Genomic DNA, 11,966 nt, shown 5'->3' on the forward strand with positions numbered 1-11,966 from the left:
GTTAGTGGGCAACCGCAGCAGCGCCGTGTTCATCGATCAACGCACCGTTGTGGAAACGGTCGATGGAGAAAGGTGCGGCCAACGGGTGCATTTCACCCTTGGCCAGACTCGCGGCAAACACGTTGCCCGAGCCGGGTGTAGCCTTGAAGCCGCCGGTGCCCCAACCGCAGTTGAAGAACATGTTCGGTACCGGGGTTTTCGAAATGATCGGGCAAGCGTCCGGCGTGGTGTCGACGATGCCGCCCCACTGCCGGTTCATGCGTACGCGGGACAACACCGGGAACATCTCGACGATGGCCTGAATGGTGTGCTCGATCACCGGGTACGAACCGCGCTGGCCGTAGCCGTTGTAGCCGTCGATACCGGCGCCGATCACCAGGTCGCCCTTGTCGGACTGGCTGATGTAACCGTGCACGGCGTTGGACATGATCACGCTGTCGATAATCGGCTTGATCGGCTCGGACACCAGTGCTTGCAGCGGGTGGGATTCGATCGGCAGACGGAAACCGGCGAGTTTGGCCATGTGCCCGGAGTTACCGGCGGTGACCACGCCGACGCGCTTGGCGCCGATGAAACCCTTGTTGGTTTCAACACCGATGCACACACCGTTTTCCTTGCGGAAACCGATCACTTCGGTCTGCTGGATCAAGTCGACGCCCAAGGCATCGGCGGCACGGGCAAAGCCCCAGGCCACGGCATCGTGACGGGCGACGCCGCCGCGACGCTGCACGGTGGCGCCCAACACTGGGTAGCGGGTGTTTTTCGAGCAGTCGAGGTACGGGATTTCGTCAGCGACTTGCTGGGCGTTGAGCAGCTCGCCATCGACGCCGTTGAGGCGGTTGGCGCTGACCCGACGCTCGGAATCACGGATGTCCTGCAAGGTGTGGCAGAGGTTGTAGACGCCACGCTGGGAGAACATCACGTTGTAGTTCAGGTCCTGGGACAGACCTTCCCACAATTTCATTGCGTGTTCGTAGAGGTGCGCCGACTCGTCCCACAGGTAGTTGGAGCGAACAATGGTGGTGTTGCGCGCGGTGTTACCGCCGCCAAGCCAGCCTTTCTCGACCACGGCGACGTTGGTGATGCCGTGCTCTTTGGCCAGATAGTAAGCGGTCGCCAGACCGTGCCCGCCGCCGCCGACGATGACCACGTCGTAGACCTTCTTCGGCGTCGGCGTGCGCCACATGCGCTGCCAGTTTTCGTGGTGGCTGAGGGAGTGTTTGAAGAGGCCGAAGCCCGAATAGCGTTGCATAGTCATTTACTCCAGAACGCTCAGCGGTAAACCGGGAAGTCTGCGCACAGGGCCGAAACCTGCTGGGCAACATTGGCCTCGACGTCGGCGTCGCCGAGGTTGTCGAGGATGTCGCAGATCCAGCCGGCCAGCACTTCGCACTGGGTCACTTTGAAGCCGCGCGTGGTCACCGCCGGGGTGCCGATGCGCAGGCCGGAGGTGACGAACGGCGACTGCGGGTCGTTCGGCACGGCGTTCTTGTTGACGGTGATGTGCGCGCGGCCAAGGGCGGCGTCGGCATCTTTGCCGGTCAGGCCCTGACGGATCAGGCTGACCAGGAACAGATGGTTGTCGGTGCCGCCGGACACTACATCGTAGCCACGTTTGATAAATACGCTCGCCATCGCCTGGGCGTTGTCGATCACTTGTTGCTGATAAGCCTTGAAGCCCGGCTCCAGCGCTTCCTTGAAGCACACGGCTTTACCGGCGATGACATGCATCAGCGGGCCGCCTTGGGCGCCGGGGAATACCGCGGCGTTGAGCTTTTTCTCGATCTCTTCGTTGGACTTGGCCAGGATCAGCCCGCCACGTGGGCCGCGCAGGGTTTTGTGCGTGGTGGTGGTGACCACGTCAGCGTAAGGCAGCGGGTTCGGGTACAGACCGGCGGCAACCAGACCGGCCACGTGGGCCATGTCGACGAACAGCAGCGCGCCGACTTTGTCAGCGATCTGGCGGAAGCGCGGGAAGTCGAGGGTTTTCGAGTAAGCGGAGAAACCGGCGACGATCATTTTCGGCTTGGATTCAACAGCCAGACGCTCGACTTCGTCGTAATCGATCAGTCCGGTGTCGGTGTTGATCCCGTACTGCACGGCGTTGTAGAGCTTGCCCGAGGACGACACTTTGGCGCCGTGGGTCAGGTGACCGCCGTGGGCCAGGCTCATGCCGAGGATGGTGTCGCCCGGCTGGATCAGCGCCAGGTATACGGCGCTGTTGGCCGAAGAACCGGAGTGCGGCTGGACGTTGGCGTAATCAGCGCCGAACAGTTGCTTGGCGCGCTCGATGGCCAACGCTTCGACTTTATCCACGTGCTCGCAGCCGCCGTAGTAGCGCTTGCCCGGATAACCTTCGGCGTATTTATTGGTCAGGCCGCTGCCCTGCGCTTGCATCACGCGTTTGCTGGTGTAGTTCTCCGACGCGATCAGCTCGATGTGATCTTCCTGACGTTGCTCCTCGGCATTCATCGCCGCCAGCAGTGCATCGTCGTAACCCTGGATCTGGTCTTGCTTGCTGAACATCGCGTCTCTCCCAGCGGCATCTGTGCGCCATTCGTCTCGGTAAGGCACTGGCAATGAAGGCAGTGCCCTTTGATGCCGATGGTATGACCGGCGCAGACAGCTCAAATGCCTGCGGACGCCACGCAAAGGTGCGTTTACGACATGGCAGAGAAAGCTCAGGCACACAATGCCTTCTGTGGCGAGGGAGCTTGCTCCCGCTCGACGGCGCAGCCGTCGCAAAACCTCAGCATGCGGTGTGCCTGATAGACCGTATGTTCTGGATTTGCGGCTGCTGCGCAGCCCAGCGGGAGCAAGCTCCCTCGCCACAGGTGTTAGACCAATACTGTGCGTAGCGTCAGCAAAAGCAGGAAATGCGCCGGGTAGAGGGCGTAGGCCCAACGGCGCATCGCTGGTGGCTGCAGATGTCGCCCATGTCGCAACAGGAACATTCCGAGCACTGGCGCAAACAGACAGGTGGCAATGCCGAGGATCGCAACGCTACTGCCGAACCTCGCCGAGTCAAACAGAACGTGCCATTGATTGGCGGCGAGACCAATCAATCCCGGCAGCAGGCTGAAATACCAGGGACGGCGAAACACCAGCAACATCGCCAGCGGCAACAGAACGCCGAAGAGCCCGAACATCAGTCGCTCCGGGAAAACAGCAGCCAGCACCAGCGCCGCCGCACCCAGCAATCGCGACAGCATTGCTTGATCCTGCCAGCCCCGCGCCACCAGCAGTCCCAGCGCCAGCGTCGGCATCACGTTCAACGTATCAGGATCAGGTAGGTACAAGCGGTAAGGAATCTCACTGACCGCGCTGAACAGCAACAACCAGCCCAGATAGCGCCATTCCATCTTCCGCGCCCCCTCACGCGCCAGATTCGCCGCCATCGCCAGACAGAACCACGGGAACGCCAGACGCCCTGGAACATACAGCCAATCGGCGCTGATCCCGACATATCGCAGGTGATCGAACAGCATGCTCAGTAACGCCATCCACTTGAGCAAATCCAATGCGCCGTCGCGTTTAGTCACGTGCATAATCAGGCCACAAACTGGTAATTTTCTGACAGCAACATCCCACGTGCTCCCCGGAAGATCTTCGGTAAAGTGCGCACCCTCATTGACCACGAGTCTTCACAAGAGTCTCGACCACGGAAGCCGGCCATGACCGACAAGAGCCAACAATTCGCCAGCGACAACTATTCCGGAATCTGCCCTGAAGCCTGGGCTGCGATGGAACAGGCCAACCACGGCCACCAGCGCGCGTATGGCGACGATGAATGGACCGCACGCGCGGCCGACCATTTCCGCAAACTGTTCGAAACCGATTGCGAAGTGTTCTTCGCCTTCAACGGCACCGCCGCCAACTCGCTGGCGCTGTCGTCGCTGTGCCAGAGTTACCACAGCGTGATCTGCTCGGAAACCGCCCACGTCGAAACCGACGAATGCGGCGCCCCGGAATTTTTCTCCAACGGTTCGAAACTGCTGATCGCCGGCACTGAAAACGGCAAGATCACCCCGCAATCGATCCGCGAAGTCGCGCTCAAGCGTCAGGACATCCACTACCCGAAACCGCGCGTGGTGACCCTGACCCAGGCCACTGAAGTCGGCAGCGTCTACACCCCGGAAGAAGTCCGCGCCATCAGCGCCACCTGCAAGGAACTGGGCCTGCACCTGCACATGGACGGCGCGCGCTTCTCCAACGCCTGCGCCTTCCTTGGCTGCTCGCCAGCGGATCTGACCTGGAAGGCCGGTGTTGATGTGCTGTGCTTCGGCGGCACCAAGAACGGCATGGCGGTGGGCGAAGCGATCCTGTTCTTCAACCACAAACTGGCGGAAGACTTCGATTACCGCTGCAAGCAGGCCGGGCAACTGGCGTCGAAAATGCGCTTCCTCTCGGCGCCGTGGGTCGGCATCCTCGAAAACGACGCCTGGCTCAAATACGCCCGCCACGCCAACCACTGCGCACAATTGCTGGCCGAGCTGGTCAGCGACATTCCGGGCGTAGAACTGATGTTCCCGGTGCAGGCCAACGGCGTGTTCCTACAACTGTCGGAGCCTGCCATCGCTGCGCTGACCGCGAAGAACTGGCGCTTCTACACCTTCATCGGCAAGGGCGGCGCGCGCTTCATGTGCTCATGGGACACCGAAGAAGAACGCGTACGCGAACTGGCCCGCGACATCCGCGAAGTGATGTCCGCCTGATTCATTGGCAAATGAACTCCCTGTGAGGGATTCCCTGTAATGAGGTGAGCCCCTGTGGCGAGGGGATTTATCCCCGTTGGGTCGCGAAGCGGCCCCAAAACCTGAGAACGCGGTCAACCAGGAAGTCCGCATTCTCAGGCTTTACGACTGCTGCGCAGCCGAACGGGGATAAATCCCCTCGCCACAACCGCCACTCCCCCAGCATCCTCAATCCTCCTTCCTCGCGCCCTGAAAGACTTGGTCTACAGTGTCTGTCGAGCCCTCCGCTCACATAACAATAAGCAGGAGCATCGGCATGTCGTTACAAGGCAAAACCCTGTTCATCACCGGCGCCAGTCGTGGCATTGGCCGTGAGATTGCGCTGCGCGCCGCCAGGGACGGGGCCAATATCGTCATCGCCGCCAAAAGCGCCGAGCCCCACGCCAAGTTGCCCGGCACCATTCACAGCGTCGCGGCGGAAGTCGAGTCGGCGGGCGGCAAAGCGTTGGCCCTGCAAGTCGATGTGCGTGATGAAGATGCCGTACGTCAGGCACTGGCTCAGGCCAACGAACATTTCGGCGGCATCGATGCACTGGTGAACAACGCCGGGGCGATCAAGTTGACCGGTGTGCAACACATCGAACTCAAGCGTTTCGACCTGATGCACCAGATCAACACCCGTGCGGTGCTGCTGTGCAGCCAGGCGGCCCTGCCCTATTTGAAAAAATCCGCCGGGCACATTCTCAACCTGTCGCCGCCGCTGAATCTGGCGAGCAAATGGTTTGCGCAGTTCAGTCCTTACACCGTGACCAAGTACGGCATGAGCATGCTGACGGTGGGCATGAGCGAGGAATTCGCCAGTTACGGGATCAGCGTCAATTCGTTGTGGCCGCAAACGATGATTGCCACGGCGGCGATCGAGTTTCAGTTGGGCAATCGCGAGTCGTTCAAACAGGCGCGTCTGCCTTCGATCATGGCGGATGCGGCGCATGTGATTCTGGATAGCAGCGGGCGGCAGATTACCGGGCGGTTGTTGATCGATGAGGAAGTGTTGCGCGAAAACGGCGCGACTGAATTTGATCACTACCGATTTGATCCGGGCAGCACCGCCACACTGATGCCCGACCTGTTCGTGGATTGAAACGCATAACCCCTGTGGGAGCGAGCCTGCTCGCGAATAGGCTGTGTCAAGCAGCGCACATGTTGAATGACACACCGCATTCGCGAGCAGGCTCGCTCCCACATTGGGTCTGTGCAACGCCTTAGAATTCGATCCGCACGTCGCCCTTCGGCACGCTGCAGCACGACAAGATAAACCCTTCCGCCTCATCGTCCTCGGTAATCCCGCCGTTGTGCTCCATCTCCACTTCGCCGCCCAGCTTCATCACCTTGCACGTGCCGCAAATGCCCATGCCGCACGCTTTCGGAATCATCAACCCCAGCTTGGCTGCCGCCGCGTGCACGGTCTCACCCGGTGCCACACGAATGCTCTTGCCGGACGCGGTGAATTCGACCTGATGCAGGTCCGCCGCATCGATTTCCGGCGCATCGGCGGCCTGTTCGGCCTGCTCGACCGCATCGGCACGGGCTTCCGGCGGTGTGGCACCGAACGATTCCTCGTGATAACGCGACATGTCGTAACCGGCCACTTCCAGCAAACGCTTGACCGCGTTCATATACGGCGTCGGGCCGCAGCAGAACACTTCGCGCTCGAGGAAGTCCGGCACCATCAATTCCAGCATTTTGTGGTTCAGATAGCCGCGATACCCGGCCCACGGCTCGCCCAATCCATGCTTCTCGCAGATCAGGTGCAGGCTGAAGTTGTCGATCCGCGACGCCATGTGCTCCAGCTCGCGGTGATAAATGATGTCTTTCGGCGAGCGGGCGCTGTGGATAAACGTCATGTCGACGTTGGCATTGGTGTCGTAGAACCAGCGCGCCATCGACATGCACGGCGTGATGCCGACGCCACCGCTCAGGTACAGCACTTTCGGGCTTGGGAAGTCGATGGCGTTGAACAACCCGACCGGACCGTGTACCGCCAGCTCCTGGCCTTCATGCAACGTGTCGTGCAACCAGTTGGACACCTTGCCGCCCGGCACTCGCTTGATCGTTACCGAAAAACTGTACGGCACCGACGGCGAACTGGAGATCGTGTACGAGCGCATGATCGGCTGGCCTTCGATTTCCAGCTCCAGGGTCACGAACTGCCCGGGCTTGAAGAAGAACAGGATCGGCTGGTCGGCCATAAAGCAGAAGGTGCGCACGTCCCAGGTTTCCTGGATGACTTTGACGCAACGGACGATGTGTCGGCCATTGGCCCAGGTCTGGGTGGTGACCGGATTCAGGAAGCTGTTGGACATGCTGTTCTCCACGGCCGACTGTCGGCCTTCATGTGGCGATTCTGCGTATAGCGCAGACCGCCCGTTTACCTATCCGCGACATCGGCATACTTATCGCGACCAGCCCCCAACCACCGGGGGTTGCGCGTCGGGAACAGATTGCACCATGTCGCCCATGGATAAGGTTCGGGGCAGCGCCGGCCCCACACTCGCCTCACACCAAGACAGATTCTTTACACCTTGCGTAGCAACCGTTAGCAGCACCCCTGATCAGCCACTTTTCGCCGGCCACGCAGATGGCCATGAGGATCACATCGATGGACGTCACCGCAAAAATCAGCCTGGGCGATCCGCTGGAACCCGCACGCAAGGCCACCGCACAAATGCTGCAAGAACGCGAGCGCACGTTCTCGCTGCCGCAACCGTTTTATAGCGACGAGCGGCTGTTCGATATCGACATGCAGGAGATCTTCCAGAAAGAGTGGTTGATCGCCGGCATGACCTGCGAAATCCCGGCCAAGGGCAACTACCTGACCCTGCAGGTCGGCAAGAACCCGATCATCGTTATTCGTGGCGCTGAAGGCGTCGTGCATGCGTTCCATAACGTCTGCCGCCACCGTGGCTCGCGCCTGTGCACCAGTGAAAAAGGCAAGGTCGCCAAACTGGTCTGCCACTACCACCAGTGGACCTACGAGCTGGACGGTCGCCTGCTGTTCGCCGGTACCGAGATGGGCGCCGACTTCGACATGAAGCAGTACGGCCTGAAACCGGTGAACGTGAAAACCGCCGGCGGTTACATTTTCATCAGTCTCGCCGAGAACCCGCCAGCCATTGATGACTTCCTGTCGACGCTGAACCATTACATGGAACCGTACGACATGGAGAACACCAAGGTGGCGATTACCACCACCTTGATGGAAAAGGCCAACTGGAAACTGGTGCTGGAAAACAACCGCGAGTGCTACCACTGCAACGCGTCGCACCCGGAACTGCTGAAAACCCTACTGGAATGGGACGACGTCACCGACCCGCGCGCCGATCAAGCGTTCAAGGATCACGTCGCCGCCTCCGCCGCTGCCTGGGAAGCCGAGAAGATCCCTTACGCCCACGCCAGTTTCGGCCTGCGCAACCGCATCGTACGCATGCCGCTGCTCAAGGGCACCGTGTCGATGACCCTCGACGGCAAACAGGGCTGCGCGAAACTGATGGGCCGCATCAAGAACCCCGATCTGGGTTCGATGCGCATCCTGCACCTGCCGCATTCGTGGAACCACTGCATGGGCGACCACATCATCGTCTTCACCGTGTGGCCGATCAGCGCGCAGGAAACCATGGTCACCACCAAATGGCTGGTGCACAAGGATGCGGTTGAGGGTGTCGATTACGACGTGGAACGTATGCGTCAGGTGTGGGACGCGACCAACGATCAGGATCGTCGTCTGGCCGAAGAGAATCAGCGCGGGATCAACTCCACCGCTTACCAGCCTGGGCCATATTCCAAGACTTATGAGTTTGGCGTGGTCAACTTCGTCGACTGGTACAGCGAACGGATGCTGAACAACCTCGGCGCCGAGCCAGCACCGTACCTCAAAGGCGTCCCGGTCCAGGGCTAAAAGCAAAGGCAAAGGCTTCGCGAGCAGGCTCGCTCCCACATTTGGAATGCGTTCCAACTGTGGGAGCGAGCCTGCTCGCGAAGAGGCCGGCCCAGTCACCACCTTATTTGGATGACCACCTCACACTGCCATCCTCACCAATAAACTCCTCAAATATCTCCTCTCCCACCAGCCTGATCTTCGCGTATCCATTCAACACCCGGACCGGATACGCCGGGTCATTCGCATTTTGCGTCTCCGACCACAGCACCCGCGAATGCCCGTCCAGCTCGCTGGCATTGCCATAGGGAATCGCCCCGTGCCCGGCACAGCGCGCATGCAGTCCGCCCTGCTGCGCATAGACGATGCCGTTGTGCAGATGCCCCCAATACCAGTAATCAGGCTCGCGCCCCAGGGCATCGCACACCGGTTGATACAGCGCGGTCTGATTGTGCCCGGAAATATCGAAGCCCTGATGATGGCTGAGCACCATGATCTTTTTGCGTTTCGGCAGGCCTTTCATCCACTGGATCTGCGGCTCGTTCAAGGTGCCGTCCATGTACAGGTTCATCGCATCAGACGCGTACGCGGAATCGAGTCCGACCACCAGCCAGTCATCGTTGATCAAAGCGAAGTAACTGGTGCCCTGCTGCCCCGGAAAACGCTTGGCCAGTTCCTTGAAATAGCCGTGGGCGCCGCTGTACATCTCGTGGTTGGAATTGAGGGTGAATGAGCCGTGGGTGCCCATCGGCCAACCGGCCATGTCGACGTCTTCCTGGGAATGACTGCCGGCGTAATACACATCGCCCAAATGAATGGTGAAATCAGCCTGGGCCAGTTGCATCTGATTGGCCACCGACACCGCCGGCGCATGGCTGTCGAACGGCCCGGTGCCCCAGTCGCCGGCGATCGCCAGGGTCACGTCGCGCTCCATCTGCACCACGGCGGGATCAGTGCCGAAGGTCGCGTGATGGCGCAGGTTTTCGATCCACTTCAACAGCGCCTCGCTCCACAGCAGATCCAGCAGTTCCCACTTGCGACACCCGAGCAGGCTGCCGTCCTTGAGCACCCGGGTTTGCAGTTGATCGCTTGACTGCGGTAATGGCTTGGCATTGCCGATGCGCAGGATCGACAAGCCGTGGGACAACTCCCACGGCACGCTCGGTTCGTCGCTCGGCAACTCGCCGTTCTTCAGCACGTATTGCGCCTGATCGTGTCCGCGTTGCAGCAGCTTGATGATCGCCTGAAACTCCTGCGGCTCCAGCTCGCTGACGAGCTTCATCCAGGCCATTTCCATACGCGTGAACAAACCGTGAATGCGCACTTTGACCTTGTCGTACTCGTGTTCCCAATGACTGACCAGTGACATGGCGTAATCCTCTCTCCGTAAGGCTTCACAGGGTTTTCATGAATTCGATCAGCGCACGCTTGTCGTCATCCGAGAGCGTCGTGCCATACAGGTGACCGCTGTTGTGATTGCCCTCCAGACGGGTGTCGTATTTGAAGTCCGCCGAGGCTTTGGCCTGGGCGCCGCTGGTGACGAAACCGACATTGACCGGGTCGTAAATATCCGAGCCGGTGATGAACACCTGCGGACGTTTTTCCGGCGGTTGCAGCAAGTCCCACAGGGTCGGCACCGAGCCGTTGTGCAGGTACGGCGCGCGCAGCCAGACGCCGTCAGTCGGGGTGTTGCTGTAGCTCTGGGTCTTGCGATACGCGCCGAAGTCGAACGGCGGTTTCTTGAAGGTGTGGAACGCGGTCACCAGACCGGTGGTGAACGAGTCGAGCCGATGTGGATCGGTGCCGAGCTGGTCGATGTTGGTCGTGACCTGTCCGGTGTCGGCACGGCCGAAGTCATGACAAGCCGCGCAGTTGGCGTCCCAGATCGGTTTACCCTGAGCGACTTTGGCCTGATCCAGCGCCCACGGCCACGCCGGCGCCTTGTGCCCGAGCAACCAGTTGGTCACGCGGTTGAAGCTCGGCGGCAGTACCGATTCCGGCGTCGCGCCCACGGCCATCGCGGCGGCGTAGTTGCGTTCGTGGATTTTGTTGTTATTGCCGTCCCAGTGCAGGTACATCGATTCCCGTGGTTTCTGGTTCCACACTTGCGGCAGGTCGACGGTGCCGATGGTCGAGTCATCCGGGAAGCCGAACACCACCATTTTCGTCGGGTTGAAGGTGTCGGTGCGGCCCGGGCCTTGTTGCGGACGCAGCTTCTGCCAGGCGTAGGCCTGCTTCTGTTTGAGCAAGGCGCTTTTCGCCATCGGCATGATCAGGTAGCGGTTGTAGAGCTTCTCGAAAAAGCCCAGCTGAAACTTGCTGTTGATCGCCGCCATCACCGCGTCGGTGGTGAATTTCGGATCGCTGGCGCAATCGTAGGCGAACCACTGGAAGGCCTGCAGTTGCAGGGTGTTGGCCGGCGCGCTCGGCACATTGACGGCGACGTCACTGGCATTGGCCCGGTAGGAGCCGGTGTGGCACAGCGCGCAGTTCGGCTCTACTGTCGGGTAGCCGATCTGCCGCTTGGCCATGCCGATCGGCAGGTCTTTGCCATTTTCGAAGAGGAAGCCGAAAACCTCCCAGCCGCCGGGTTTGGGCATTTTCTCCGGACACATCTGCGGCAACACGGCAAACAGGTAATACGGGATGCGTGCTTCGATACCGAGACCAATGGCGGCGTATTTGTAGTGGTCTTCGTCGGAGGCGTATTCCTGCTCAGGGACGACGCGGAGCATCTGATACCAGGTTTGGTAGCCGATGAAACCCAGCACCGCGATGACAACCAGCGTACCGACCTTAAAGGCGTGACTCTGCCATTGCCGCTGCCACGCCGCGCGCCATTCGCGCCAGCCATCGCAGAGCAGCGCCCATGGCCGGTTTTCAGGCGTGGTGCCGAGGTACAGCAGAATGCCGAGAATCAGAAAGAAGCTCAGATCACCCATCAACATCGGCACGAACACCGAGCCCTGGGTGCTGGTGTTGATCAGGTAGATCCAGAAGATCACGGCGATCAACCGCGTCAGTACGCACAGCCAGGAATGCACCACGTAGCGCGACGCGTTGAAGCCAGACGGCATGTAAAACACGCTGATGCCGACCAGCAGCATCCCGGCGTTTTCCAGCCACGGGTCAGACAGCTGCGGCGGCAGCCCGACCACTGATGTCAGCAACCCCGGCGCGAACAGCGCAGGGATGGCGAACACCATGTTCATTGCAATGCCTAGCCAGATGAAGCGTTGAAACCAGCGGATGTAGGTATCCATATCATCCATTTCCTTGTGCAGACCTGAGAAAGAAATCCACTGCTTAATCGGCCTTTGTGGCGAGGGAGCTTGCTC

At 60.4% G+C, this 11,966-nt stretch carries 9 protein-coding genes; 3 read left to right on the top strand and 6 right to left on the bottom strand.

The window, feature by feature from the left end:
* Window position 1: 1 nt before the first annotated feature.
* From BK670_RS26185 to BK670_RS26195, 3 genes are all read right to left on the bottom strand, one after another.
* Entirely contained in the window at window positions 2-1,252 is a 1,251-nt protein-coding gene (locus BK670_RS26185; protein WP_095187127.1) for a sarcosine oxidase subunit beta, read from the bottom strand.
* A 20-nt stretch (window positions 1,253-1,272) separates the two neighbouring features.
* Entirely contained in the window at window positions 1,273-2,526 is a 1,254-nt protein-coding gene (locus tag BK670_RS26190; protein ID WP_007913117.1) for a serine hydroxymethyltransferase, read from the bottom strand.
* 311 nt (window positions 2,527-2,837) lie between these two features.
* A complete protein-coding gene (locus BK670_RS26195; RefSeq protein WP_123454141.1) occupies window positions 2,838-3,548 on the bottom strand; it encodes a TraX family protein in 711 nt (236 codons plus the stop codon).
* Between the two features lie 126 nt (window positions 3,549-3,674).
* Between BK670_RS26195 and BK670_RS26200 the strand changes: the two genes are divergently transcribed.
* The gene (locus tag BK670_RS26200) at window positions 3,675-4,715 is read left to right on the top strand and encodes a threonine aldolase family protein (RefSeq protein WP_016772826.1); all 1,041 of its coding nucleotides are present in this window, start codon (window positions 3,675-3,677) and stop codon (window positions 4,713-4,715) included.
* A gap of 295 nt (window positions 4,716-5,010) precedes the next feature.
* Window positions 5,011-5,835 (top strand): SDR family oxidoreductase, encoded by an 825-nt coding sequence (locus BK670_RS26205; RefSeq protein ID WP_123454142.1) that lies wholly within the window; start codon window positions 5,011-5,013, stop codon window positions 5,833-5,835.
* Between the two features lie 121 nt (window positions 5,836-5,956).
* On the opposite strand, the gene gbcB is transcribed toward BK670_RS26205, so the two are convergent.
* Window positions 5,957-7,057 carry a glycine-betaine demethylase subunit GbcB gene (gene gbcB / locus BK670_RS26210; protein WP_123454143.1) on the bottom strand — a complete coding sequence of 367 codons (1,101 nt, stop codon included), beginning with the start codon at window positions 7,055-7,057 and terminating at the stop codon, window positions 5,957-5,959.
* Window positions 7,058-7,353: 296 nt separating this feature from the next.
* Between gbcB and gbcA the strand changes: the two genes are divergently transcribed.
* Entirely contained in the window at window positions 7,354-8,649 is a 1,296-nt protein-coding gene (gene gbcA / locus BK670_RS26220) for a glycine-betaine demethylase subunit GbcA (RefSeq protein WP_016772823.1), read from the top strand.
* 103 nt (window positions 8,650-8,752) lie between these two features.
* Here gbcA and BK670_RS26225 read toward each other — a convergent pair whose 3' ends face one another.
* On the bottom strand, window positions 8,753-9,997 hold the full coding sequence (locus tag BK670_RS26225; protein WP_123454144.1) for a metallophosphoesterase family protein: 1,245 nt from the start codon (window positions 9,995-9,997) through the stop codon (window positions 8,753-8,755).
* A 25-nt stretch (window positions 9,998-10,022) separates the two neighbouring features.
* Complete coding sequence (locus tag BK670_RS26230; RefSeq protein ID WP_123454145.1) at window positions 10,023-11,891, bottom strand: c-type cytochrome; 1,869 nt, start codon at window positions 11,889-11,891, stop codon at window positions 10,023-10,025.
* Window positions 11,892-11,966: the final 75 nt, after the last annotated feature.

The organism is Pseudomonas fluorescens (assembly GCF_003732425.1).
Lineage (GTDB): Bacteria > Pseudomonadota > Gammaproteobacteria > Pseudomonadales > Pseudomonadaceae > Aquipseudomonas > Aquipseudomonas fluorescens_BE.

Coding starts and splice junctions, on each gene's coding strand:
- BK670_RS26185 (WP_095187127.1), bottom strand. CDS start 1,252: ATGCAACGCTATTCGGGCTTCGGCCTCTTCAAACACTCCCTCAGCCAC.
- BK670_RS26190 (WP_007913117.1), bottom strand. CDS start 2,526: ATGTTCAGCAAGCAAGACCAGATCCAGGGTTACGACGATGCACTGCTG.
- BK670_RS26195 (WP_123454141.1), bottom strand. CDS start 3,548: ATGCACGTGACTAAACGCGACGGCGCATTGGATTTGCTCAAGTGGATG.
- BK670_RS26200 (WP_016772826.1), top strand. CDS start 3,675: ATGACCGACAAGAGCCAACAATTCGCCAGCGACAACTATTCCGGAATC.
- BK670_RS26205 (WP_123454142.1), top strand. CDS start 5,011: ATGTCGTTACAAGGCAAAACCCTGTTCATCACCGGCGCCAGTCGTGGC.
- gbcB (WP_123454143.1), bottom strand. CDS start 7,057: ATGTCCAACAGCTTCCTGAATCCGGTCACCACCCAGACCTGGGCCAAT.
- gbcA (WP_016772823.1), top strand. CDS start 7,354: ATGGACGTCACCGCAAAAATCAGCCTGGGCGATCCGCTGGAACCCGCA.
- BK670_RS26225 (WP_123454144.1), bottom strand. CDS start 9,997: ATGTCACTGGTCAGTCATTGGGAACACGAGTACGACAAGGTCAAAGTG.
- BK670_RS26230 (WP_123454145.1), bottom strand. CDS start 11,891: ATGGATACCTACATCCGCTGGTTTCAACGCTTCATCTGGCTAGGCATT.